At 55.5% G+C, this 25,491-nt stretch carries 16 protein-coding genes and 2 pseudogenes; 10 read left to right on the forward strand and 8 right to left on the reverse strand.

Features of this window, described 5'->3' with window-relative positions; all coding sequences use genetic code 11:
- Positions 1 to 53: 53 nt before the first annotated feature.
- Positions 54 to 3,542, reverse strand: coding sequence for an isoleucine--tRNA ligase (gene ileS / locus BQ7483_RS09615; protein WP_072545730.1), 3,489 nt, complete (start codon positions 3,540 to 3,542; stop codon positions 54 to 56).
- Positions 3,543 to 4,231: 689 nt separating this feature from the next.
- The gene (locus tag BQ7483_RS09620; protein WP_072545731.1) at positions 4,232 to 4,798 is read right to left on the reverse strand and encodes a flavodoxin; all 567 of its coding nucleotides are present in this window, start codon (positions 4,796 to 4,798) and stop codon (positions 4,232 to 4,234) included.
- A 217-nt stretch (positions 4,799 to 5,015) separates the two neighbouring features.
- Here BQ7483_RS09620 and BQ7483_RS09625 point away from each other — a divergent pair, with 217 nt between their 5' ends.
- Positions 5,016 to 5,483: a nucleoside deaminase gene (locus tag BQ7483_RS09625; RefSeq protein ID WP_072545732.1), complete on the forward strand. Its 468-nt coding sequence runs from the start codon at positions 5,016 to 5,018 to the stop codon at positions 5,481 to 5,483.
- A gap of 112 nt (positions 5,484 to 5,595) precedes the next feature.
- On the opposite strand, the pseudogene BQ7483_RS09630 reads toward BQ7483_RS09625, so the two are convergent.
- From BQ7483_RS09630 to BQ7483_RS09655, 6 genes and pseudogenes are all read right to left on the reverse strand, one after another.
- Positions 5,596 to 6,579 (reverse strand): annotated as a pseudogene (locus BQ7483_RS09630) (6-bladed beta-propeller); the annotation flags it as partial.
- Between the two features lie 86 nt (positions 6,580 to 6,665).
- A complete protein-coding gene (locus BQ7483_RS09635; protein ID WP_022019642.1) occupies positions 6,666 to 8,228 on the reverse strand; it encodes a carbon-nitrogen hydrolase family protein in 1,563 nt (520 codons plus the stop codon).
- Positions 8,229 to 8,266: 38 nt separating this feature from the next.
- Positions 8,267 to 9,292: a threonine aldolase family protein gene (locus BQ7483_RS09640; RefSeq protein ID WP_072545734.1), complete on the reverse strand. Its 1,026-nt coding sequence runs from the start codon at positions 9,290 to 9,292 to the stop codon at positions 8,267 to 8,269.
- 346 nt (positions 9,293 to 9,638) lie between these two features.
- On the reverse strand, positions 9,639 to 11,807 hold the full coding sequence (locus BQ7483_RS09645; protein ID WP_072545735.1) for a glycoside hydrolase family 3 C-terminal domain-containing protein: 2,169 nt from the start codon (positions 11,805 to 11,807) through the stop codon (positions 9,639 to 9,641).
- Between the two features lie 42 nt (positions 11,808 to 11,849).
- Positions 11,850 to 13,166: a xylose isomerase gene (gene xylA / locus BQ7483_RS09650; RefSeq protein WP_072545736.1), complete on the reverse strand. Its 1,317-nt coding sequence runs from the start codon at positions 13,164 to 13,166 to the stop codon at positions 11,850 to 11,852.
- A 58-nt stretch (positions 13,167 to 13,224) separates the two neighbouring features.
- Entirely contained in the window at positions 13,225 to 14,709 is a 1,485-nt protein-coding gene (locus BQ7483_RS09655; protein ID WP_072545737.1) for a xylulokinase, read from the reverse strand.
- 272 nt (positions 14,710 to 14,981) lie between these two features.
- Between BQ7483_RS09655 and fabD the strand changes: the two genes are divergently transcribed.
- From fabD to BQ7483_RS09700, 9 genes and pseudogenes are all read left to right on the forward strand, one after another.
- Positions 14,982 to 15,869: an ACP S-malonyltransferase gene (fabD, locus tag BQ7483_RS09660; protein ID WP_072545738.1), complete on the forward strand. Its 888-nt coding sequence runs from the start codon at positions 14,982 to 14,984 to the stop codon at positions 15,867 to 15,869.
- 80 nt (positions 15,870 to 15,949) lie between these two features.
- Positions 15,950 to 17,104: a lactonase family protein gene (locus tag BQ7483_RS09665; RefSeq protein WP_072545739.1), complete on the forward strand. Its 1,155-nt coding sequence runs from the start codon at positions 15,950 to 15,952 to the stop codon at positions 17,102 to 17,104.
- Between the two features lie 393 nt (positions 17,105 to 17,497).
- Positions 17,498 to 18,616: a DUF362 domain-containing protein gene (locus BQ7483_RS09670; RefSeq protein WP_072545740.1), complete on the forward strand. Its 1,119-nt coding sequence runs from the start codon at positions 17,498 to 17,500 to the stop codon at positions 18,614 to 18,616.
- 27 nt (positions 18,617 to 18,643) lie between these two features.
- The gene (locus BQ7483_RS09675; protein WP_072545741.1) at positions 18,644 to 19,156 is read left to right on the forward strand and encodes an ECF transporter S component; all 513 of its coding nucleotides are present in this window, start codon (positions 18,644 to 18,646) and stop codon (positions 19,154 to 19,156) included.
- 316 nt (positions 19,157 to 19,472) lie between these two features.
- The gene (locus BQ7483_RS09680) at positions 19,473 to 20,282 is read left to right on the forward strand and encodes a metallophosphoesterase family protein (protein WP_072545802.1); all 810 of its coding nucleotides are present in this window, start codon (positions 19,473 to 19,475) and stop codon (positions 20,280 to 20,282) included.
- Positions 20,257 to 20,985 (forward strand): hypothetical protein, encoded by a 729-nt coding sequence (locus BQ7483_RS09685; RefSeq protein ID WP_072545742.1) that lies wholly within the window; start codon positions 20,257 to 20,259, stop codon positions 20,983 to 20,985. Before BQ7483_RS09680 ends, BQ7483_RS09685 begins: the two co-directional genes overlap by 26 nt.
- A gap of 208 nt (positions 20,986 to 21,193) precedes the next feature.
- The gene (locus BQ7483_RS09690; RefSeq protein WP_072545743.1) at positions 21,194 to 22,534 is read left to right on the forward strand and encodes a sigma-54-dependent transcriptional regulator; all 1,341 of its coding nucleotides are present in this window, start codon (positions 21,194 to 21,196) and stop codon (positions 22,532 to 22,534) included.
- A 15-nt stretch (positions 22,535 to 22,549) separates the two neighbouring features.
- Positions 22,550 to 23,928: pseudogene (locus BQ7483_RS09695) on the forward strand (sensor histidine kinase).
- Between the two features lie 54 nt (positions 23,929 to 23,982).
- Positions 23,983 to 25,476, forward strand: a complete 1,494-nt coding sequence (locus BQ7483_RS09700; RefSeq protein WP_072545744.1) for a potassium/proton antiporter — start codon at positions 23,983 to 23,985, stop codon at positions 25,474 to 25,476.
- The last annotated feature ends 15 nt before the right edge of the window (positions 25,477 to 25,491 follow it).

Here is a 25,491-nt window from a genome sequence, read left to right on the forward strand (position 1 = left end):
AATTGTAAATGCGTTTAGTTTGTTCGGTATTAAATTATCTTTTCCATTCTCTCTCAGTTCTTTTCAACCTTCACGAAGAGCGAGAAGTCGTCGAAGTTCAGCTCGGTGCCGTCCTTCACTTCATCGGCCAACGTGAGCGAGGTTGCCAGAACCTGGTTGCAAATATAGTCTTTATATTCATTCACCGCATCATCTGTCTGTGTATTTTTAGACAATGTGACATTTATTTTGTCGGTTATCTCAAAGCCACTGGACTTGCGGATGTTCTGAATGCGGTTCACCAGTTCGCGGGCCACACCTTCGCGACGCAGCTCCTCGGTGACGGTAACTTCCAGTGCCACAGTCAGTCGGCCTTCGTTGGCCACCAGCCAGCCGGGGATGTCTTCGCTAAATATCTCGACATCGGAGGCCTCGACGACAGCTTCCGCACCGTCCAGATGGAAGGTGTAACGGCCGTCCTTTTCCAACTCGGCAATGGCTTCCTGTGACATTTCTGCTACAGCGGCGGCCACGGCCTTCATCTGCTTGCCGAACTTCGGACCCAGCTTCTTGAAGTCGCACTTCACGCGCTTCACCAGTACGCCGGCGGCTCCGTCGACAAACTTGATTTCTTTCACGTTCACCTCGTTCATGATGAGCGTCTTCACGGCTTCGATGTGGGCACGCTGTTCTTCGTCCACCACAGGAATCATGATGCACTGAAGCGGCTGGCGTACCTTGATGTTCACCTTGCGGCGCAGGGCCAGCACCATGGACGTGATGTCCTGAGCCACCTGCATGCGGGCTTCGAGTTCGGTGTTGACCAATGTCTCGTCGCAGACGGGGAACTTGGCGAGGTGGACGGAAACCACCTGGTCGCGGCCAGTCACGGCAATCAGGTCGCCGTAGAGCATGTCGGCATAGAACGGCGCGATGGGCGCCATCAGCTTGGCCACCGTCTCGAGGCAGGTATAGAGGGTCTGATAAGCCGAGAGTTTGTCCTCGGTCATGCCGCCGCCCCAGAAGCGTTTGCGGTTGAGGCGCACATACCAGTTGGACAGGTTGTCGTTGACGAAGTCGGATATCAGACGGCCGGCCTTGGTAGGCTCGTAGTCGTTGTAGCAGGCATCCACGTTCTTCACCAGCGTGTTGAGCAGGGACAGAATCCAGCGGTCTATTTCGGGGCGCTTCTCCATGGGTACGTCGGCTTCCTTGTATTCGAAGCCGTCGACGTTGGCATAGAGTGCGAAGAAGGAATACGTATTATATAAGGTGCCGAAGAACTTGCGGCGCACTTCCTCCACACCTTCGACGTCGAACTTCAGGTTGTCCCACGGCGAGGAGTTGGTTATCATGTACCAGCGCAAGGGGTCGGAACCGTACTTCTCGATGGTCGAGAAGGGATCGACGGCATTGCCCAGTCGCTTGGACATCTTGTTGCCGTTCTTGTCGAGCACCAGACCGTTGGAGATGACGGCTTTGTAGGCCACGCTGTCGAACACCATCGTGGCGATGGCATGGAGCGTGAAGAACCAGCCGCGCGTCTGGTCAACGCCTTCGGCGATGAAGTCGGCGGGATATACCTGATGGCTGTCCAGCAGCTCCTTGTTCTCGAACGGATAGTGTATCTGCGCATAGGGCATGGAGCCGGAGTCGAACCAAACGTCAATCAGGTCGGTCTCGCGCTTCATGGGCTTGCCGTCCTTCGAAACGAGGATGATGTCGTCCACGTAGGGGCGGTGCAGGTCTATCTTGTCATAGTTCTCCTTCGTATATTCACCCGGCACGAAGCCTTTTTCCTTATAGGGGTTGCCCGTCATGAGGCCGGCGGCCACGGACTTCTCTATTTCGTTGTAGAGTTCTTCTACAGACTCGATGCACTTCTCTTCCGTGCCGTCTTCGGTGCGCCAGATGGGCAGCGGCGTACCCCAGTAGCGCGAACGGCTCAGGTTCCAGTCGTTCAGGTTCTCGAGCCACTTGCCGAAGCGTCCCGTACCCGTTGACTCGGGCTTCCAGTTGATGGCCTTGTTCAGCTCCATCATGCGCTCCTTGCAGGCGGTACTGCGGATGAACCAGCTGTCCAGCGGATAGTAGAGCACCGGCTTGTCCGTGCGCCAGCAGTGCGGATAGTTGTGCACATGTTTCTCTATCTTGAAGGCCTGGTTGGCGGCTTTCATCATCATGCAGATGTAGAAGTCGAGCGACTCGGCTGCCTGGGCGGCCTTCTCGTCGTACTTGCCGTCCACGGTGAACTGCGGGTCGTAGGCATTCTTCACCCAGCGGCCCTGGTATTCCTTGTAGGCCTCGGTATCGACGCACTGGGCCACAAACTTCTCGTCCAGCTCGTCCAGCAGGTAGAATTTACCCGTGAGGTCCACCATGGGGCGGGTTTCGCCACGCTTGTTGATCATGAACAGCGAGGGAATGCCGGCCGCACGTGCCACGTTGGCGTCGTCGGCACCGAAAGTCGGAGCGATGTGTACGATACCCGTACCGTCCTCGGTCGTCACATAGTCGCCGGGGATGACGCGGAACGCCTTGGCCGATGCTTCCTGCCAGTTGCCTTCGTTGTCCAGCTCGGTGGGCTTCACCCAGGGGATGAGCTGTTCGTACTCCATGCCCACGAGGTCCGTACCCTTGTACTCGCCTACTACCTTGAAGGGGATCAGCTTGTCGCCTGGCTTATAGTCCTCTAATGCAACGTCTTCGGCCTTTTTGTTGAAGTGCGTATAGAGCAAAGCCTTGGCCAGTACGACGGTCATCTTCTCGCCCGTATAGCCGTTGTAGGTCTGCACGGCCACGTAGTCAATCTTCGGGCCTACGCAGAGGGCTGTGTTGCTGGGCAAGGTCCAGGGCGTAGTGGTCCAGGCGATGAAGTAAGGTGTACCCCACTCTGCCATTTCGGGCTTCGGGTTCTTCATCTTGAACTGGCCTACCACCGTCAGGTCCTTCACGTCGCGGTAGCAGCCGGGCTGGTTCAGCTCGTGCGAGCTCAGTCCCGTACCTGCGGCAGGCGAATAGGGCTGGATGGTATAGCCTTTATAGAGCAGGCCCTTCTTGTAGAGCTGCTTCAGCAGCCACCAAAGGGTCTCGATGTAGCGGTTATCGTAAGTGATGTAAGGGTCTTTCATGTCCACCCAGTAGCCCATCTTGTGCGTCAGGTCCTCCCACTCCTTCGTGAACTTCATCACGTCCTTGCGGCAGGCGGCGTTGTAGTCGGCCACGGAGATGGTCTTGCCGATGTCTTCCTTCGTGATGCCCAGTGCCTTCTCCACGCCCAGCTCTACGGGGAGTCCGTGCGTGTCCCATCCGGCCTTACGCTTCACCTGGAAGCCCTTCATCGTCTTGTAGCGGCAGAAGATGTCCTTGATGGTACGAGCCATGACGTGGTGAATGCCCGGCATACCGTTGGCCGAGGGAGGTCCTTCGAAGAATACGAAGGAAGGACATCCTTCACGTTCTGTCATACTCTTGGCGAAAACCTGGTTTTCGTCCCATTTCTTCAACACTTCCTTGTTGATTTCCGATAGATTAAACTTTGAATGTTCGGCAAATTTACCCATGGTTTTATTTTTGTTTTTACTTTGAACGTTGTTTGTCGGAAGCCTCCGGCCACGCCCGCTTCGGACGCTTGAGGCCCTGCCTCCTGTTTTAAGGCTGCAAAATTATAAAAAAAGTGGAGAAAAGCGTTGTTTTAGAGAAGAAAAACATTTCCCGCCCCGCGACCGCTCTGTCCCGACGGCCTGCAACGCCCTCCGAACTCCGACCGACGGAAGGCTTGACATTTTGACACTTTGTCGGACAAACGGCCTGAGAATCGTCTGTTTCGGCCCGAAGGAGAGGCCGCCTCCAACGGACGAAGCGCGAAGGGGCTTATCCATTCTCGTACAGCAAGTTATCGAAATCCTTACATTTCAACCAGCTGAAAAAAGCCCCGAACGGGCGGCCGCAAAGCCTCATCGAGGACAAAACAATGCTTTCGCCAGAGGAAAACAATGCTTTTCGGAGCAGAAAACATCCTTTTTTCTCTTCTATTTCATACCACCTTCCGCTACGGAACCCACAACCTGACGGCCGAAAACATACAATGTCCGCGCAAAACGTCTACTTCCTGCCCCGAAAAACACGGTTTCCGCCCCTCTTTTTCCGCTATTTCCGCCCGAACGAAAAAAGGAGGAGTAAGCGAAAAGGCGCTTTTCCCCTCCATTTGTCAAGCACAAAGCCCGTTTTCCCGACAGGACGTCTGCGAGCATCAAAGCCCCAACTGCTCCGTCCAGCGGCGCACATCGGCCTCTCCTGCCCTATTGAGCAGGCGGCCGTCCTCCCACTTCAGGTCGGGATATTGCTTCCGCAGGGCCTTCACGCTCTGCGCAATGCTGCTTCCGCCCGACGTGGCAAAGGGAATCAGCCTCTTTCCTTTCAAGCCGTGGCTCTCGATAAAGGTGTTGATGATGCGCGGAGCCGCATCCCACCAGATGGGATAACCGATGAACACGACGTCGTATCCGTCCATGCCCTCCTTTTTCCCCTTCAGGGCGGGGCGCGCCTTCGGGTCATTCATCTCGACCGAACTCCTCGACTGCTTGTCGTGCCAGTCGAGGTCGGCACCCGTATAAGCCTCTTGGGGAACAATGGCAAAGAGCTCGCCACCCGTCACCCGTGCCAGCGTCTGAGCCGCACGGGCAGTAGTTCCGGTTGCCGAGAAATAGGCAACCAACACGTTAGAAGATTCTTTCATTGTCCGATTGTTTTTGCTTTGGGCACAGGCCGCGAGGCTCATGCCGCAGAGCAGGGTTAATGCAAATAACAGTTGTTTCATATCACTTCGTTTTTTTCGTTTACAGATACACGACAAAAGTAGCGCTTTCCGCCCACAACGCCATGACCCGTTTTACAGAGAAACCGACCCCAATTACAGCTTCCTGCGCATCGGCCTAGCGCACTTTCCTGCCCGCAACATTTGGAAGTCACGATAATAAAGCCTATCTTTACCCAAGAAAAAGACATACATTAACCCGAATAACAAAAACCTACTGATGAAAAAAGAAGACTTCATGCGGAAAGCCATCGAGCTTTCCATCGAAAATGTGAAGAACGGCGGAGGTCCGTTCGGAGCCGTCATCGTGAAAGACGGCGAGATAGTAGCCACGGGCGTGAACCGCGTGACGGCCAACCACGACCCTACGGCACATGCCGAAGTAAGTGCCATCCGTGCCGCCTGCCAGAAGCTGGACACGTTCGACCTTAGCGGATGCGAAATCTATACTTCGTGTGAGCCCTGCCCCATGTGTCTGGGAGCTATCTACTGGGCCCATCTGGACAAAATCTATTACGGCAACAACAAGACCGACGCCGCCCGCATCGGCTTCGACGACTCGTTCATCTACGACGAACTGGCCCTGAAGCGCGAAGACCGCAACAAGGCCATGGAAGAACTCCTGCCCGACGAAGCCATCGCCGCCTTCCAGGCATGGGAAAACAAGGCCGACAAGGTGGAATATTGAGGTATCCGTCCTTCCTTCAGCCAGAAAAAATACGGACTTACCCGAGGTGTCTGAATGCACCTTCCAGGTAAGTCCGTTTATTTTATTGTCCGATGGCCCGAACGGTCACAACTTATTTTTTGAAACGACAACGGATGAGACAAAGATTGTCTTCCTCCGTCCGCAACGACAGTTCGGCAAATTCCTGTTCCGACAAGTAGGGACGAAGAAGTTCATACTCCGTAAAATTGACCAACGAAAGGAAATATCCGTCCGTAAACAACAACGGACGCAAGCGTAAGCCACCTTCCATCGTCTCAAAGACGAACGTACGACCGTCGTCCTTCCGGTAGAAGACATGGATGGAACGGTCAGCCGTACCCAATCCCTTCTGCAGGTTTACATAATAATACGTAGGGTTCTCCCGATGAAACTTCATACAGAAGGGCAATATACCCTCCGACAAATCTTCAATCAAAAGCCTGTTCCGTTGGCTCTCATTCTCGATAGAACGATACTTCTGCAACATCTGTTCACTGATACCGTCCTTTCCGAAGTCCCACGAATAGGCCGGCTCCATACTCTCCCGTCCCAGTTCATAGACCACATTCTGGTAGCCCGAAGCAAAATATACCTTACCGGCGTATTCATAGAACGGCTGCATGCAGCCCATATCCAGTATGCGGTCGTTCCTCCAGAAACCACAGACCACATTCAAGGAGTCCTTCCCCACAACAGACAGTCCGTCTTCGTCCTCCCTCACACACGACCAAAACACCAGATTCTCCGCATCCAGAGAAGAGACAGCATAATAATTGGGCTTGGCGGGCAGCTCGTCCTGTCTGATAAAACTTCCATCCAAACCATATCTTCCCATCCATCCAAAAGGGCTCAACAGACAAATGTTCCGTCTGTCTCTGTCGATCATGAAATCACAAATCAACTGATACTCCCCCGGCCCGTTGCCCTTACGACTAATTTGCCGCACAAATCGGCCTTCTTCATCAAATTCGTACAATGCCGGACGCTGGCTATCGAACACATATAAACGGTTTTCAAAAGCCACGACTTTGTCCACACCCATCAGCAGACAGCTGTCCGTAGTCTCCCATACAAAAAAGGCTGTATCAAAACGAAACCGCCCTTGTTAATCTGCGGTAAGTTCTGACACAGCCTTTATCTGCTTTGTCAATGATGACAGACTTATTCGCTCGCCTTCTGCGACTCTGCGCTGCGGTTCTTCATCTTCACCTCGTACAGGTCGTGACGACGGTCTTTCAGGTTGCGGACGCTGCCGTAGGTGTGCAGTTCGCTCAGCAGGTCAAGATCGACGTCGGACACCAGAATCATTTCCGTATTGGGCGTAGCTTCGGCACGCTTGCCGTCCGTGGGGAAGGCAAAATCGCAAGGCGTGAAGACACCCGACTGGGCATACTGGATGTCCATGTTGTGCACACGGGGCAGATTGCCCACACTGCCGGCAATGACCACGAAGCACTCGTTCTCGATGGCACGGGCGTGGGCACATACCTTGACGCGGCTGTAGGCATTCTGCGTATCGGTCAGGAAAGGCACGAACAGAATCTGCATGCCCTGGTCGGCCATGATGCGCGACAGTTCGGGGAACTCCACGTCGTAGCAGATCAGGACACCAATCTTGGCACAGTCGGTCTCGAACGTCTTCAGGGCCTTGCCTCCGCTCAAGCCCCAGCTCTTGATTTCGTCGGGCGTGACGTGAATCTTTTCGTACATCTCGTACGTGCCGTCGCGGCGGCAGAGGAAGCCCACGTTGTACAGGCGGCCGTCTTCCTTGATGAGCGGCATGCTGCCCGTGATGATGTTGATGTTGTAGCTGATGGCCAGCTTGATGAAGCGTTCGCGTATTTCGTCGGTATAGGCGGCCAGACCGCGGATGGCTTCGGATTCGCCCTCGTTGTTGAAGCGGGCCATAAGCGGCGCGTTGAAGTATTCGGGGAAGAGAACAAAGTCGCTCTTGTAGTCGGACACGGCGTCGACAAAGAACTCCACCTGCTCGAAGAGGTCGTCCAGCGAAGTGTAGGTACGCATCTGCCACTGCACGAGGCCCACACGGACAGTGGTCTTCGGGTTGATGTACTCCTGCGTGGGCGGCTGGTAGTAGATGTTGTCCCACTGGAGCAGGCAGGCGTAGTGCTTGGACTCTTCGTCGTTGGGCAGGTAGTTTCGCATCACCTTGCGCACGTGGAAGTCGTTGGAGAGCTGGAAGGTAAGCACGGGGTCGTAGATTTCCTTCTGGCGCACCTTGTCGATGTATTCCTTGGGGCGCATCTGGTCGGCATACTTGTGGTAGTTGGGGATGCGGCCGCCGAACATGATGGCCTTCAGGTTGAGCTTTTCGCAGAGGTCCTTGCGGTATTCGTACATACGGCGGGCCAGGCGAAGACCGCGGTACTGCGGATGGATGAAGACCTCGATGCCGTAGAGGATATTCCCCTTGGGGTTGTGGGTATTGAACGTCTCCTTGCCCGTCACCTGGGCATAGGTGTGGTCGTTCTTCACGTCGTCATAATTGACGATGATGGAAAGGGCGCAGCCCACAATCTTCTCGTCGACCACCGTCACGATCTGCCCCTCGGGGAAGATGCGTATCAGTTTCTCTATCTGCTTGTGTGTCCAGAAGACGTCGCTTCCGTCCGTATAGACACGTGTGAACGACTGGGCCAGCTGGTCGTAGTCTTCAATCTGCAGATTGCGTATCTGCACTTTGTTAATCTTGATGGAATCCATTTCGTTATAGTTTTATTTGTTATCCGTTTCTGTTACAGTCAAAGCAAGGCTATCAGCTTGTCCACGTCTTCCTCGCGCGTGGCCCAGCTGGTGACGAAGCGTACCACCGTCTCCGTTTCGCCGCGGGGGCCCCACAGCTCGAAGGTGGCTTCGCGCTTCAGGCGGTCAATGGTCTCGTTGGGCAGGCAGACGAACTGCTGGTTGGTGGGCGAATCGAGATGGAGACGGTAGCCCTTCTCTACAAACGCCCGCTTCAGCTTCAGGGCCAGACGGACGGCATGGGCGCCGATGCGCTGATAGAGGCCGTCGGTGAAGAGCGTGCCGAACTGGATGCCCAGCAGACGTCCCTTGGCCAGAAGCGCACCGTGCTGCTTGACGAGGGTGAAGAAATGGGGCAACCGTTCGGGACGGGCAGCCACCACCGCCTCCCCGAAGAGGGCACCGACCTTGGTGCCGCCGATGTAGAACACGTCGCACAGACGGGCAATGTCCCCCAGCGTGACGTCCGTTCCCTCGGCTGCCAGCCCGTAACCCAGGCGGGCGCCGTCCATATATAAAGGTATATCCGCCTCACGGCATACGCGGCTCAGGTCTTCCAGTTCGCGGAGGGTGTAGAGCGTGCCCAGCTCGGTGGGGTGCGAGATGTAGAGCATGCCCGGCGCCACCATATGTTCGTAGGTCTCATCGCGGTAGAAGTTGCGGATGTAGGCCTCCACGTCGGCGGCTAATACCTTACCGTCATGGGCAGGCAGGGTGAGCACCTTGTGGCCCGAAGCCTCGATGGCACCCGCTTCGTGCACGTTGATGTGGGCCGACTCGGCCGCCAGCACGCCTTCGTGACGGGCCAGCAGGGCGTCGATGACGGTAGCGTTGGTCTGCGTGCCGCCCACCAGGAACTGCACGGCTGCCTGCGGCTGTCCGCAAGCCTCACGTATCAGGTCCTTGGCACGGGCCGTATAGTCGTCGCAACCATATCCGGGCGTCTGCTCCAGATTGGTTTCCAGCAGGCGGCGCATCACTTCGGGATGTGCGCCCTCCATATAGTCGGTATCAAAATGTATCATGGTTCGGATGTTTTTAGTAATTCGGGTGCAAAGTTACGGTTTATTTCAGCACGCGGTTCGACGGCAGGCATCTTTTTATGGAGAAAAGATAGGCCACTGATTGTCAGCAACAAACGAGTTTATTTTTGTTTACCAGAAATAAACTGACAGTTTATCCGTATTAAACTGATAGTTTAAAGCGGTTAAACTGATAGTTTAAACGGAGTAAACTGACAGTTTAAAGCCTGTAAACCGAAAGTACAAAGCCTGTGAAGCAAAGCAACGAGACGCCCGCGGTACAAAAAATCCCCTGCCAGGCCTCACCGCCAGGCAGGGGATTTATCCAACTATTCCTTTACTACACACCTCAGAACTCGTACATCAGTGTCTGCAAGGCTTGGTCGTCCGAACTTCCTCCGTATAGCAACTTATAACTGCCCTTCAGAGGATGAACCGTATTGGTCGCCGTATCCCACCAGTTGAAGGTTTCCTCCGTCAACGGCAAGCTGACCGTGCGGGTAGCTCCGGCAGGAATGTGTACACGCTTGAAGGCGCGCAGCGTCTTGAGCGGCCCGTTGGCATCGTCGGGACGGTTCAGGTAAAGCTGAACCACTTCATCGCCGTCCATACGACCTGTATTGGTGACGGGCACCAGCAGACAGCCCTCCTTCACCTCGGCCTTGCCGTAGGCAAAGGTGGTATAGCTCAATCCGTGGCCGAAGGGGAAGAGCGGCGTACCTTCGAAATAACGGTACGTGCGTCCCTTCATGCTGTAATCCTGAAAGTCGGGCAGCTGGCCCACATTCTTGTAGAAGGTGACGGGCAGGCGTCCGGCCGGATTGTAGTCGCCATAAAGCACATCGGCCACGGCTGTACCACCAGCCTCGCCGGGATACCATGCCTGCAGGATGGCATCGCACGTCTGCGTTTCAGGCTCCAGTCCCATGGCACTACCCGAGAAGTTGACGAAGACCACTTTCTTGCCGGCAGCCTTCAACGCCTTGAGCAACTGACGCTGGATGGCAGGCAGCTCGATGTCCGTACGGTCACCCCCCTTGAAGCCAGGGATATTGACCGACATCTGCTCGCCTTCCAACATCGGCGAGATGCCTCCGGCAAAGACCACGACATCCGCACGGCCTACTTGCTTCAACAGGGATGCCGCATCCAATGGTTTCGTCTGCTCCATCTCTTCTTTCTTGTGTTCCGGCACAAAACCTTCTGCATAAAGGGCGCCGGGCACATAGATCAGCTGTTCTTCGGGCAGCCGTTCACGCAGAGCCTCGAGCAGCGTCACGGTATGGCCGGGGAAACCGTTGTAGTTACCCCACTGCATCACCGAGTCATTGGCATTGGGACCGACGAGGGCAACGGTCATGCCGGCCTTCAACGGCAACAAGCTGTTCCTGTTCTGAAGCAAAGTCATACTCTCGCGGGCCATACGAAGAGCCAGCGCCTGGTGTGCATGACAGTTGACAACCGAGTCGGGAATAGCATCCCAAGGCGTAGTCTCGTCCATCTCGCCCAGTTCGAAACGGGCCTTCAGCAGACGCGATACCGAACGGTCCAGATCAGACTCCTTAATCTTGCCTTGACGGACAGCGTCGGGCAGCGACTTATAGGCATCGCCACACTCCAGGTCCGTCCCCGACAGGACAGCTGCCGACGAAGCATCCGCCTTGTCCTTGTGCGTCCCGTGACGGCCTTCCTCGAAGAAGTCGTAAATAGCGCCGCAATCACTTACCACCAGTCCTTCGTACCCCCATTCATCACGCAGGATCTGCATCAGCAGGCGGTCGCTGTTGCAACAAGGCGATCCTTCAAACCGGTTGTAGGCACACATCACTTCCTTCACGCCGGCCTTCTGCACCAAGTCCTTGAAAGCGGGCAGATAAGTTTCCCACAAGTCGCGCGGATCAATGTTCTCGGCATTGAAGCTATGACGGTTCCATTCGGGACCGGAGTGGACGGCATAATGCTTGGCGCAGGCATGCGCCTTGTCGTATTGACTGTCTTCAGGGCCTTGCAGACCTCTGACGACGGCCATGCCCAACCGGCCCGTCAGGTACGGATCTTCACCGTAGGTTTCCTGCCCGCGTCCCCATCGCGGATCGCGGAAAATGTTGATATTGGGTGTCCAGAAAGTCAGACCTTCATAACGCTGGTAACTGCTGTCCCTGCGGGCCATGTGATTCTTGGCACGTGCTTCATCGCTCACGGCGGTAAACACCACGTGAAGCAGCGAATCATTGAAGGCAGCGCCCATACCGATGGCCTGCGGGAAAACGGTAGCCCGACCGTTGCGCGCTACCCCATGCAGGGCCTCGTTCCACCATTCATAAGGCTTGATACCCAAACGCGGCACAGCGGACGAATTGTTCTGCATCAACGACACTTTCTCTTCCAACGTCAGGCGTTGAACCAGGTCAGCCGCACGCTCCTCGGGCGACAGGGAGGCATCCTGATAGGGAAGTTTCTGCTGACAGGCCGACATCAAGGCACCGGCCAGCAGGACAGGAATAAAAAACTTTTTCATAAGCATTCTCGTTTGTCATGATATTTAAGATTTCAGAAATCATTAAACGTACATATTCACGATGGCCTCATACAGCTCCTGCTTGCCGCTGATCTGCTTCGGCTCGCCGTTCCGCTTGGCGTAGGCCACGATGTCTTCCAGCGTCAGCTTGCCGTCTTCGAAGTCCTTGCCCAGGCCGCTGTCGAAGGAAGCGTAGCGCTGGGCCAGCATCTGACGGTAGGGCGACTCCTCGAGCAGCTTGGCAGCGCTCTCCAAAGCACGGGCCATGGCATCCATGCCTGAGATGTGGGCGATGAAGATGTCCTCCAGATCGGTGGAGTTGCGGCGCGTCTTGGCGTCGAAGTTCGTACCGCCGTCCTTGAAGCCACCACCGCGGATAATCTGCATCATGGCCTGGATGAGTTCGAAGTTGTCGATGGGGAACTGGTCGGTGTCCCATCCGTTCTGATAGTCACCACGGTTGGCGTCGATAGAGCCCAGCATACCGTTGTCCACAGCCACGGCCAGTTCGTGTTCGAATGTATGTCCGGCCAGGGTCGCGTGGTTCACCTCGATGTTCACTTTGAAATCCTTGTCCAGCCCGTGTGCCTTCAGGAAGCCGATGACGGTCTCCGTGTCCACATCATACTGATGCTTGGTGGGTTCCATAGGCTTCGGCTCCACGAGGAAAGTACCCTTGAAACCGTGGGCGCGGGCATAGTCGCGGGCCATGCGCAACATCGTGGCCAGGTGTTCCTTCTCACGTTTCTGATCAGTGTTGAGCAGACTCATGTAGCCCTCGCGGCCACCCCAGAAGACGTAGTTCGATCCGCCCAGCTCGATGGTGGCGTCGATGGCATTCTTGATCTGCACAGCGGCACGGGCTACGACGTCGAAGTCGGGATTCGTGGCGGCACCGTTCATGTAGCGCTTGTGGCCGAAGACATTGGCTGTGCCCCACAGCAGTTTGATACCCGTCTCCTGCTGCTTCTGCTTCAGGTAGGCTACGATTTCCTTCAGATGGGCTTCGTACTCCTCGATGGTGTCGGCCTCGGCGCAGAGGTCCACGTCGTGGAAGCAGTAGTATTCGATACCCATCTTCTGCATGAACTCGAAACCGGCATCCACCTTGTGCCTGGCAGCCTCCACGGGGTCGACCGAATCGTTCCACGGGAAAGTCTTCGTGCCGCCGCCAAACTGGTCGCTACCCTCGGCGCACAGCGTGTGCCACCAGGCCATGGCGAACTTCAGCCATTCGCTCATCTTCTTGCCCATAATCATCTTGCCGGCGTCGTAGTAGCGGAACGCCAGGGGATTCTTACTCTCTTTACCTTCAAACTTAATCTTTCCTATGCCAGGAAAATACTCTTTTGTTGCCATATTCTTTCTGATGTTTTGCGAGGCCCAAGCCTCGGTTTCTATGATTGATCGTTATTCCTTAAATCAGTTTCTCCAACCACCGCTTCCAGCGGGCATAAGCAGCGAGATACTCCTCGCGCCGCTTCATGTCCGGCTCGATGACGGCCAGGCGCTCCAGCGTGGCGAAAGCCTCGACGTTATCGCGATAGAAACCTGCGCCGATACCTGCCCCCTTGGCAGCACCCACGGAGCCGTCCGTGTCGTAAAGCTCGATGGTGGCGCCCGTCACGCCGGCCAGCGTGTCGCGGAAGACCGGGCTAAGGAACATGTTGGCCCGTCCGGCGTGTATCTTCTGCACGGGGATGCCCATCTGCTCCATGATGTCGATGCCATACTTGAAGGCGAAAACAATACCTTCCTGTGCGGCGCGGGCCACGTGGCGACGGTCGTGCAGGTTGAAGTTCAAGCCGCAAACAGAGCAACCTGTCTCACGGTTCTCCAGCATACGCTCGGCACCGTTGCCGAAGGGCAGGATGCTGACGCCGCCGCTGCCCACGGGCACTTGGGCGGCCAAATCGTTCAGTTCGGCATAGGAGATACCTTCGGGAGCCACGTTGCGCTTCACCCACGAATTGAGGATGCCCGTACCGTTGATGCAGAGGAGCACGCCCAGGCGGGTTTGGTCGGCCGTGTGGTTGACGTGCGCAAAGGTGTTGACACGGCTGCGCGGGTCGTAATTCACCTCGCCGTTCACACCATAGACCACGCCGCTCGTACCTGCCGTCGAGGCTATCTCACCGGGGTTGAAGACGTTGAGCGAAAGGGCGTTGTTGGGCTGGTCGCCCGCACGGTAGGTGACGGGCGTACCCTCGGCCAGACCCAGCTCGCGGGCCACGTCAGCCCTCACCCGTCCCTGCTCGGCAAAGGTAGGTCGGATATCGGCTATCAGCGAATGGTCGAAGCCGTAGTAGTCCAGCAGGAAGTCGGCCACGCAGCCGCGACGGAAGTCCCAGAACATGCCTTCGGACAGGCCGGAGACGGTGGTGCACACCTCGCCCGTCAGGCGCATGGCGATGTAGTCGCCGGGAAGCATCACCTTATCTATCCGTTCATACACCTGCGGCTCGTTCTCCTTGACCCATGCCAGCTTGGCGGCGGTGAAGTTGCCCGGCGAGTTGAGCAGATGCGTCAGGCATCGTTCCTGCCCCAGGGCTTCGAAAGCCCGCTGTCCGTAGGGCACGGCGCGCGAGTCGCACCAGATGATGGCCGGACGCAGCACCCGCTGCTCACGGTCCACACACACCAGCCCGTGCATCTGATAGGAGATGCCGATGGCCTTGACGTCCCTGCCATCGGCACTGGACTCGTGCAGCACAGCCTGCGTGGCCAGCTTCAGGTTCGTCCACCAGCTTTTGGGGTCCTGTTCGGCCCATCCCGGCCTGACAGCCAAGATAGATGCCTCCGTCTTCGGATAGAAAGCCGAGGCCACGCACTTGCCGCTCACGGCATCCACCAGGCTCGCCTTGACCGACGAGCTCCCTATGTCGTAACCTAATAATATCATGATTCTTTTTAGGATTCGTTCCTGTCAAAGATAGGCATGTTTCGCCAAAGGAAAAAGAAATGCACCTGCTTTTTGCATAAAAGGTCATAAATCAACGCTCGCAACATGCAGCCTCAACATAAACGAAAGCAACAAGGCTCTTATATATAGAAGAAAAGGACACCATTGCACAAAAAGACCGATTTTGTGTGGTGGTTATCAGAAAAAGACCTACCTTTGCAGCGTTTTTCAGAAACAAAAGCTTATTTTTTACCAACCAAATAATTAAAAAGATGAAAGCATTTGTATTTCCGGGCCAAGGCGCCCAATTCGTAGGAATGGGCAAAGACCTGTACGAGAACTCGGCTTTAGCCAAAGAATTGTTTGAAAAAGCGAATGATATCCTCGGATATCGCATTACTGATATCATGTTCAACGGCACGGACGAAGACCTCCGTCAGACAAAGGTTACACAGCCTGCCGTATTCCTCCACTCCGTAATCTCTGCCCTCTGCATGGGCGATGCCTTCCAGCCTGAAATGACTGCCGGACACTCGCTCGGCGAATTCTCGGCCCTGGTTGCTGCCGGTGCCCTGAGCTTCGAAGATGGCCTGAAACTGGTATATGCACGTGCCATGGCCATGCAAAAGGCTTGCGAAGCCCATCCTTCTACGATGGCCGCCATCATTGCCCTGCCCGACGAGAAGGTTGAGGAAATCTGCGAGCAGGTAAGCAAGGAAGGTGAAGTTTGTGTCGCTGCCAACTTCAACTGCCCGGGACAGATTGTTATCTCCGGTACCATCGAAGGCATCAACAAGGCCTGCGAACTGATGAAGGCTGCCGGTGCCAAGCGTGCCCTGCCGCTGAAGGTGGGCGGTGCTTTCCACTCTCCGCTGATGAACCCCGCGAAGGTTGAACTGGAAGCTGCCATCAACGCTACCAACTTCCACACGCCGAAGTGCCCCGTTTACCAGAACGTGGATGCCCTGCCCCACACCGACCCCGCAGAAATCAAGAAGAACCTCGTGGCACAGCTCACGGCTTCCGTACGCTGGACACAGTCTGTAAAGAACATGATTGCCGACGGTGCTACCGACTTCACCGAATGCGGACCGGGCGCCGTACTGCAGGGCTTGATCAAGAAGATTGACAGCACCGTATCTGCCCACGGTATCGCATAATCCTATAATTATCCGATAACACACCAAAGGCTGCATCTTCTCCGGAATGACGCAGCCTTTTTTTATCCCTTTATCAACCTATGAACAAGAAACTGATTCTATGCTGCTGTGCCGGAGCCGCCATTCTGACAGCCTGCACAGGCAAAAAACAACCGGCATCACCTGCCACCGAGACAGATACCCTCTATATGCTGGTGGGAAGTTATGGCCCTGCCGACCAGGAAGGCATCAAAGTATATAAATTCAATCAGGAGACTGGCAAAGGACAATACGTAAGCGGCCTGAAAGGCATCTCCAACCCATCTTATCAGACTGTATCGGTAGACGGTAAGCGAGTATATAGCGTAGGCGAAGACGACGGAGGAACAGCTTGCGCCAATGCACTGACCTTTGACGCCACCACCGGCATCTTGACGCTGGTCAACAGCCAACCCACCCAAGGCGCCGCCCCCTGCCACATCGCACTGAGCCCTGAAGAAGACTACGTCGTAACGGCCAACTATAACGGCAGCAACATCACCCTCTTCCCGCTCGATGCGGAAGGCCGCCTGAAACCAGGAAAAAACATCGGTTTCGACGGTCATGGCGCCGACAAGGAACGCCAGGCCCAACCGCACCTGCACTTTGTCTATTTCACTCCCGACAACAAATACCTGCTGGCCAACGACCTGGGTACCGACCGCATCCACCGCTTCCCGCTGAACAACCGGCAGAAAGGCAGCGACACACCGCTGGTGGACGAAAGTAGTGCTTCGGACATCCTCCTGGCTCCCGGTTCCGGCCCACGCCACACCGAGTTCTCCGCCGACGGACGGTTTGCTTACTTGATAACAGAGCTCTCCGGCGAAGTAATGGCTTTCACCTATAACGGTGACAGCCTGACATGGATGCAGACCATCCAGGCCGACACGCTGGACGCCCGCGGAAGTGCCGATATCCACCTTTCGCCTGACGGCCGCCACCTCTATGCCTCCAACCGCCTGAAAGGCGACGGGCTGGCCATCTTCCAAATCAACGGAGAAGGCGGCACCCTGACCAAAATCGGTTATCAACCTACCGGCATCCATCCGCGTAATTTCATTATCACACCCAACGGGAAGTATGTACTCGTGGCCTGCCGCGACACCAACGAAATCCAGGTATTCGCCCGCGATGCCTCGACCGGCCTGCTGACCGACACCGGGCAGAGCATCAAAACCACGAAACCCGTCTGCTTGAAATTCATCAAGATGTAAAATTAAATAACTCTCTTCGAAAAACATTCCTCAACCGCTTCCGCAACAACTTCCAGGAGCGTCTTGGGGAATGTTTCAAACATGGCGGCCTTATGTTTCAAACATTCCCCCTTTATGTTTCAAACATAAGCCCCGTAGGGTTGAAACCCATTTATTGCGAGGGGAAACGAGCACTTTGGAAATAGCGCTCCAATTGTAAAAATAAAACTACTTAAGTTCATCTTCTACCTTATCTTCTCTATCGACAAACATAATTATACCCCATTTACTGCTCCGACTACCAGAATTACAGAAGAAAAGCCCGCTGCTGTATTTTTTAGAAACAAATACCTATATATATGGATATTTTCAGCTACATTTGCGCTACATATCATCACAAATAGGTAAAACGACATGGAAAAAGCAAAAGTCTACTTCACAGACCTGCGTACTTCACCCACCTCCAACCTACTCGACAAAATGGAACGGCTGGTGAAGAAGGCAGGCATCGCCCAACTGCCTTTGAAAGACAGCTTCGTGGCTATCAAAATACATTTCGGCGAGCCGGGCAACCTGGCCTACATCCGTCCCAACTATGCGGCACGCATGGCCAACCTGCTGCGCAGCTATGGTGCCAAACCGTTCCTGACCGACTGCAACACCCTCTACTCCGGCCGACGTTCCAATGCCGTAGACCACCTGGAAAGCGCCATGGAGAACGGTTTCAATCCGATCTCCGCCCAATGCCAGGTCATCATCGCCGACGGCTTGAAAGGCACTGACTACCGCGAAATTCCTATTGACGGACAATATTGCAAGGCTCCCAAAATCGGTGCTGCCATCGCCGATGCGGACATCGTCATCAGCATGACCCACTTCAAGGGACACGAGCAGGCAGGATTTGGCGGAGCACTGAAAAATCTCGGCATGGGAGCTGCTGCCGTTCCCGGCAAACTGGAACTGCACGCTTCGGCCCAGCCAAAAATTGAAACGGACAACTGCATCGGATGCAACATCTGCGTGAAACATTGTGCCCACGATGCCATACACCTGAATGCCAACCGCAAGGCTGAGATTGACTACTCAAAGTGCGTGGGTTGCGGCCAATGTGTGGCCCTGTGCCAACACGACGGTGCCGTCGTAGGCAGCTGGGACACCTCCGAGAACATGAACTACAAGATAGCCGAATACACCAAAGCCGTATTGAAGGACAAGCCTCACTTCCACGTCAGCTTCGTGATGAACGTGTCGCCCGAATGCGACTGCTGGAACCACAACGATGCCGCCATCATCCCCGACCTGGGCATCCTGGCTTCTACCGATCCGGTCGCACTGGACCAGGCCTGTGCCGACCTGGTAAACAATACACCCGTGCTCCACGGCAACAACGTGCTGGGCAACAAGCACGAGCATGAGGACCTCTGCGGCTGCGACAAGTTCCACCTGATTCATCCCAATACCAACTGGCAGGCCGGCTTGAAACATGCCGAAGAAATCGGTATCGGTACCCGCAACTATGAACTGATTGTCTAATCTCCCAACACTAATAACATTACAATTATGAATACATCTGCAAAACTCTATTCGCTTTCGTTCGGAAACGTAAAAACTTATCTGTTTGCCTTGTTGTTCGTGGCAGGCAACATCCTTCTGCCGCAACTCTGCCACCTGGTCCCCCTGGGAGGCCCTACGCTGCTGCCCATCTATTTCTTCACCCTGATAGCAGCCTATAAGTTCGGCTTCCGCGTCGGACTGCTGACAGCCATCCTTTCCCCCGTCATCAACCACCTGTTGTTCGGAATGCCTGCTGCAGCCGTACTGCCGGCCATTCTTATCAAATCCGGTCTGCTGGCACTTGCAACCGCCGCAGTAGCCCGTTACGCCAAAAACAAAGTATGGTTCGGAGGCCTGCTGATTGCTGTATTAGCTTATCAGGTAATCGGTACCGGTTTCGAATGGGCTTTATGCGGTGATTTTCACCTCGCTGCGCAAGATTTCCGCATCGGAGTACCAGGCATGTTGCTCCAATGGCTGGGCGGCTACTTCATACTGAGAGCTATCGCCAACAAATAAAGAGCATATACAGAAAAAGAAACGCGGGTTCGTAGCATTGAAAAGCTATGAATCCGCGTTTCTTCTTTTTCCAGCATACTTCTATCCAATATACTTCATATTATCCAATAAAAGAGATTGAGAATTCTTCAAATAAAATCACAATTTTGCAACACAGTAAAAAAAATATTCAATTCAACAAACTACGAACAAAGAGGAAACATATTTATACAAATATCTCAAAAAGCATTCTTTAGAACTCTAAAAAGGAAAATCGGGACACTGACAGGCCAAGCGAATGACCTACCTTTGCCAACGGACCAAAAAAAGCAAGCGAATGAATATACTCAGCAAACTGGCAATCCCTGCCTTGTGCTGCATGCTGTTTGGCGGGTGCGACCTCATTGACTACCACCCCTACGACGTACGCATAGACGGGGAAACAGGTATCAATGACAAAAACATCGCCCGCATCGAAACGCTGTGTCAGGGGAAAGATACCCTGCGTTTTGCCTTCATGGGCGACTCACAACGATGGTATGACGAAACGCAGGACTTCGTGACGGACGTGAACCGACGCGACGACATCGACTTCGTCATCCATGGTGGTGACCTGAGCGACTTCGGCGTGACGGATGAATTCCTGTGGCAGCGCGACATTCTGAACAGGCTGAAGATGCCCTACGTAGCCCTCATCGGCAATCATGACTGTCTGGGCACTGGCGAAGAGACCTTCCGGGCCGTGTTCGGCAACCCGAACTTCGCTTTCATTGCCGGACGGGTGAAGTTCGTATGCCTCAACACCAATGCCATCGAATACGACTATTCGCGCCCTATCCCCGACTTCGACTTCATGGAAAACGAAATGACCGAACGGGCTGATGAATTCGACCGGACTGTCATCGCCATGCACATACGCCCCTATTGCGGAGAATTCAACAACAACGTCGCCCGTGTCTTCCAGCGCTACGTCAACCTCTACCCCGATGTCCAGTTCTGTCTGGCCGCCCATGAACACCGCCTGGCCGAAGAAGACCTCTTCGACGACGGCATCATGTATTATCTGAGCGACTGCATGAAGCATCGCAACTACTATATATTCACCCTAACTCCCGACGGATATGAACGCGAAGTGGTCTATTTCTAATCGCCGACAAAAACTATGCCTGCTGCTGACAGGCTTGTGGCTGATTGTCCAATCGCCGCTGTCTGCCGTTACCCCGCAGGGATGCGACAGCCTTATAACAGCCCCCGATACGATTCAACACACATCCTCGCCACACAGCCGCTACGACAAGCGCGTACACCGCTACCGCAAACATTGGGAGAAGCTGATACCCACCTACAGCAAACTTCAGTTTGCCGGCAACATGGGCCTCCTGTCCATAGGTACCGGCTGGGATTATGGCAAACGCAACCAATGGGAAACAGACATCTTCTTCGGCTTCCTGCCCAAATACCAGTCGGACAAAGCCAAGCTGACCTTCACCCTGAAGCAGAACTACATACCCTGGAGCCTGCCCATCAAAAACAGCGTCTTTGCCATCGAACCGCTCACTTGCGGCATGTACTTCAACACCGTCTTCGGCAGCGACTTCTGGGTGCATGAACCCGAACGGTATCCCAAAGGATACTATGGCTTCTCGTCGAAAATACGCACCCACGTGTTTCTGGGACAACGGCTCACCGTCAACATTCCCGAACAATACCGCCTTTCGGCACGGGCCGTCACCTTCTTCTACGAGCTGAGCACTTGTGACCTCTACATTGTCAGCGCCTTCACCAACCGTTACCTCAAGCCCAAGGACTATCTGAGCCTCTCCTTCGGCATGAAGCTACAGTTGTTGTGACAGAAAGCAATGCTTTCCTCCCGACAAAGCACTGTTTTCTACGCTGGAAAGCAGCGCTTTCCGACAAGCATTTTTACGAACGACATATATAGCACTATATCAATAAGATAAGTCAAAAACAGATGCATTCCTCTTTATGGAGCAACCAACTTCCTGTCAAAAGTCTTATATTTGTGGGGTAAAACAGAAAGACAAAGACTTGCACGATATGAAGAAATCAGGCAACATACTCATCATAGACGACAACCGAGGGGTGCTGAGCGCCCTGCAACTGCTGCTGAAGCCCTACTTCGACCGCATCGAAGTCCTGCCTTCGCCCGTCAGCCTGCCCAGCATGCTGAATGCCGCCCCGTGGCAGGTGGTATTGCTCGACATGAACTTCACCGCCGGCATCAACAACGGCAACGAGGGCCTCTACTGGCTGCACGAAATCAAACGCCTGCGCCCTCAGTTGCCCGTCGTGCTCTTTACGGCCTACGCCGACATCGACCTGGCCGTGAAAGGCATCAAGGAAGGGGCTGCCGACTTCGTCGTGAAACCTTGGGACAACGCCAAGCTGATAGAAACGCTGCTCGCCGCCTGCTCTCCCCAACGCAAGACGAAAACAGGCGCACCCGCCATCACAGAAAGCAACCGCATGTACTGGGGCATGAGTCCGACCATGCAACACCTTCGCCGACTGGTGGAAAAGGTAGCCACAACCGACGCCAACATCCTGATAACCGGCGAAAACGGCACCGGCAAGGAAATGCTGGCCCGCGAGATACACGCCCTCTCGCCCCGACGGGAGCACGAGATGGTCAGCGTAGACATGGGAGCCCTGACAGAAAGCCTCTTCGAAAGCGAACTCTTCGGACACGTGAAGGGCGCCTTTACCGACGCCCACGCCGACCGCATGGGCAAGTTCGAAGCCGCCAACGGCAGCACCCTCTTCCTGGACGAGATAGGCAACCTGTCCTACCACCTGCAGGCCAAGCTGCTGACCGCCATCCAGCGCCGCGCCGTGGTCCGCGTAGGCAGCAACGACCTCATTCCCGTAGACATCCGCCTGATATGCGCCACCAACCGCAACCTGGGCGAACTGGTACAACGGGGCGAATTCCGCGAAGACCTGCTCTACCGCATCAACACCATCCACCTGGAGATTCCTCCCCTGCGCCAGCGGCCGGAAGACATCCTGCCCTTGGCCGAACGGTTCATCGCCCGCTTCTGCCGCCAATATGGCAAGCCCCAGCTGACACCCGACGACGAAGCCCGCGAGAAACTGATGCGCCATCCCTGGTACGGCAACATCCGCGAACTGGAGCATGCGGTGGAGAAAGCAGTCATCATCTGCGACGGCCCCACACTGACGGCCGGCAGCTTCCAGCTGTCCCGCCCCTCGGCTCCGGCAACCCATGCAACCGAAGCCACCACCCTCGAAGCCATGGAGCGGCAGATGATTGCCCGAGCCCTCCAGACGTGCGAAGGCAACCTCTCGGCCGTGGCCGCCAGCCTGGGCATCACGCGCCAGACGCTCTACAACAAGATGAAACGTTACGGACTTTAAATACAGACACGCCCCATGAACCTCTTTCAGAAACTTTCACCCTACTACAGCTTCCGTTTTGCGGTGTGCCTGCTCTCCGCACTGGCAGCCGGCGGTGCATGGGCAGTCTTCCTCGTCGGGCCCACCTCTCTGCCCAGCTGGTGCAACCCGCTCTTCTGGTCCATCCTGCTGACGGTGCTCACTGCGGCAGCCGTCTGGTGGACCGCCAGGTTCTACCGCCAGCACGTACGCAAGGTATTGTTTCTGCTCGATGCCATCGAAAACGACGACGGCTCGCTCCACTTTTCCGAAGAGGACGGCACCCCCGACAGCCGCCTGCTGAACCATGCCTTGAACCGCGTCTCCCAAATCATGACCCACACTAAGCAGGAAATCATCCAGCAGGAGAAATATTACGAACTGATACTGAACTGCGTGGACACGGGCATCGTGGTGCTGAACGACAAGGGAGCCGTGTACCAGAAAAATGAAGAAGCCCTGCGCCTGCTGGGCCTCACCGTACTGACCAACCTGAGCCAGCTGAACCGCATCGACCCGCAACTGGCCGCCCAACTCTCGGCCTGCCGCACGGGCAGCAAACTCCAGCTGGCCTTCCACAACGAACGGGGCACAATGAACCTCTCGGTCCGTACGAGCGACATCACCATCCACGGCGAACACCTGCGCATCCTGGCCCTGAACGACATCAACAACGAACTGGACGAGAAGGAAATAGACTCCTGGACACGGCTCACCCGCGTGCTGACCCACGAAATCATGAACTCTGTGACCCCCATCACGTCGCTGAGCGACACCCTGCTGCACCTGGTGGACCAACGCCCCGCCGCCCCCGACCGGACGGATGAGATACGGCAGGGACTGCAGACCATCAGCAGCACGGGCAAGGGACTGCTGTCCTTCGTGGAGTCCTACCGCCGCTTCACCCGCATCCCTACGCCCGAGCCCACCCTGTTCTTCGTGAAAGGCTTTGCAGAGCGCATGGTCCAGCTGGCCCGCCACCAGTTTCCCGAAGCAGGCGGCATCACCTTCAGCATCGACGTGACTCCCGACGACCTCATCCTGCATGCCGACGAGAACCTCATCGGGCAGGTAGTGACCAACCTGCTGCGCAATGCCATCCAGGCCATCGGCGAGCAACCGGCTCCAGCAGGAGGCGGACACATCGGCATCCGTGCCTACTGCAACGACGAGGAAGCGGTACTCATAGAAGTGTCGAACGACGGCCCCCCATTCCGCCCGAGGTAGCCGACCATATCTTCATCCCCTTCTTCACCACCCGCGAAGGAGGAAACGGCATCGGGCTGAGCATCTCGCGCCAGATCATGCGCCTGTCGGGAGGCAGCATTTCCCTCCTGCCCGGCGAAAAAACGACTTTCCTGCTGAAATTCAACTGAACCGACAGGAAGAAATAATTGTTGAATAATCATTAAATTAAGAATAGAACAGATATGATATTGACAGCTGAACACATTCTCCTCACCTGCTCCATCCTGCTCTTCGTCAGCATCTGGGCAGGAAAGACAGGCTACCGTTTCGGAGTGCCTACCCTGCTGCTCTTCCTGCTGGTAGGCATGCTCTTCGGCAGCGACGGTCTGGGCATCCAGTTCCACGACATGAAGGCCGCCCAATTCATCGGTATGGTGGCCCTCAGCATCATCCTTTTCACCGGCGGTATGGACACCCGCTTCGCCGACATCAAGCCGGTGCTGAAGCCGGGTATTGCCCTCTCCACCCTCGGCGTCCTGCTCACCACCCTCTTCACCGGCCTCTTCATCTGGTGGCTCTCGGGCATGAGCTGGACCAACATCCACTTCCCGCTCATCCCCTCGCTGCTGCTGGCTGCCACCATGTCGTCTACCGACTCGGCCTCGGTGTTCGCCATCCTGCGCTCGCAGAAGATTAACTTGAAACACAACCTGCGTCCCCTGCTCGAGCTGGAAAGCGGAAGTAACGACCCCATGGCCTACATGCTGACCATCGTACTGACCCAGCTCACCCAGTCGACAGGCATCGGAGGCTGGGGCGAGATAGCCGGTTCGTTCGTCATCCAGTTTGTAGTGGGCGGTGCCGCCGGCTACCTGCTGGGCAAGCTGGCCGTCCTCATGCTCAACCGCCTGAACATCGACAACCAGTCGCTCTACCCCATCCTGCTGCTGGCTTTCGTCCTCTTCACGTTCTCCATCACCAGCCTGCTCAACGGCAACGGCTATCTGGCCGTCTACATCGCCGGCATGATGGTGGGTAACCACAAGATAGCCTACCGCAAGGAGACCAATACCTTCATGGACGGACTGACGTGGCTCTTCCAGATTATCATGTTCCTCTGCCTGGGCCTGCTGGTCAACCCGCACGAAATGTTGCAGGTAGCCGCCGTAGCCTTGCTGATCGGAGCATTCATGATACTTGTCGGCCGACCGCTCAGCGTGTACCTCAGCCTGCTGCCCTTCGGGCGGAGCATCACCCCCAAGTCGCGGATGTTTATCTCGTGGGTGGGCCTGCGCGGAGCGGCGCCCATCATCTTCGCCACCTACCCCGTCGTAGCCGACGTGCCCGGCGCCAACAGCATCTTCAACATCGTGTTCTTCATCACCATCCTTTCGCTCATCATACAGGGAACCACCATTGCCCGCATCTCCCGCCTGCTGGGACTCTCCCTGCCGCAGGAAAAGACCGGCAACGACTTCGGCGTGGAACTGCCCGAAGAGCTGGGATCGGATCTGCATGAGGTGACCGTCAGCGCCGATATGCTCTCGCGTGCCCAGACCCTGAAGGACATGCAGCTCCCCAAAGGCACACTGGTCATGATTGTGAAGCGCGACGACGAGTACCTCATCCCCAACGGTTCGCTGAAGCTACACACGAACGACAAACTGCTGCTCATCTCCGAAAAGAAAAAAGAGCAGACCACCCAGGAAAAAACGGAAGGCAACCCGAAGTTGTAGCGAATTCAAAAAATA

It is taken from the genome of Mediterranea massiliensis (genome assembly GCF_900128475.1).
Lineage (GTDB): Bacteria > Bacteroidota > Bacteroidia > Bacteroidales > Bacteroidaceae > Bacteroides > Bacteroides massiliensis_E.

Coding starts and splice junctions, on each gene's coding strand:
- ileS (WP_072545730.1), bottom strand. CDS start 3,542: ATGGGTAAATTTGCCGAACATTCAAAGTTTAATCTATCGGAAATCAAC.
- BQ7483_RS09620 (WP_072545731.1), bottom strand. CDS start 4,798: ATGAAACAACTGTTATTTGCATTAACCCTGCTCTGCGGCATGAGCCTC.
- BQ7483_RS09625 (WP_072545732.1), top strand. CDS start 5,016: ATGAAAAAAGAAGACTTCATGCGGAAAGCCATCGAGCTTTCCATCGAA.
- BQ7483_RS09635 (WP_022019642.1), bottom strand. CDS start 8,228: ATGGATTCCATCAAGATTAACAAAGTGCAGATACGCAATCTGCAGATT.
- BQ7483_RS09640 (WP_072545734.1), bottom strand. CDS start 9,292: ATGATACATTTTGATACCGACTATATGGAGGGCGCACATCCCGAAGTG.
- BQ7483_RS09645 (WP_072545735.1), bottom strand. CDS start 11,807: ATGAAAAAGTTTTTTATTCCTGTCCTGCTGGCCGGTGCCTTGATGTCG.
- xylA (WP_072545736.1), bottom strand. CDS start 13,166: ATGGCAACAAAAGAGTATTTTCCTGGCATAGGAAAGATTAAGTTTGAA.
- BQ7483_RS09655 (WP_072545737.1), bottom strand. CDS start 14,709: ATGATATTATTAGGTTACGACATAGGGAGCTCGTCGGTCAAGGCGAGC.
- fabD (WP_072545738.1), top strand. CDS start 14,982: ATGAAAGCATTTGTATTTCCGGGCCAAGGCGCCCAATTCGTAGGAATG.
- BQ7483_RS09665 (WP_072545739.1), top strand. CDS start 15,950: ATGAACAAGAAACTGATTCTATGCTGCTGTGCCGGAGCCGCCATTCTG.
- BQ7483_RS09670 (WP_072545740.1), top strand. CDS start 17,498: ATGGAAAAAGCAAAAGTCTACTTCACAGACCTGCGTACTTCACCCACC.
- BQ7483_RS09675 (WP_072545741.1), top strand. CDS start 18,644: ATGAATACATCTGCAAAACTCTATTCGCTTTCGTTCGGAAACGTAAAA.
- BQ7483_RS09680 (WP_072545802.1), top strand. CDS start 19,473: ATGAATATACTCAGCAAACTGGCAATCCCTGCCTTGTGCTGCATGCTG.
- BQ7483_RS09685 (WP_072545742.1), top strand. CDS start 20,257: ATGAACGCGAAGTGGTCTATTTCTAATCGCCGACAAAAACTATGCCTG.
- BQ7483_RS09690 (WP_072545743.1), top strand. CDS start 21,194: ATGAAGAAATCAGGCAACATACTCATCATAGACGACAACCGAGGGGTG.
- BQ7483_RS09700 (WP_072545744.1), top strand. CDS start 23,983: ATGATATTGACAGCTGAACACATTCTCCTCACCTGCTCCATCCTGCTC.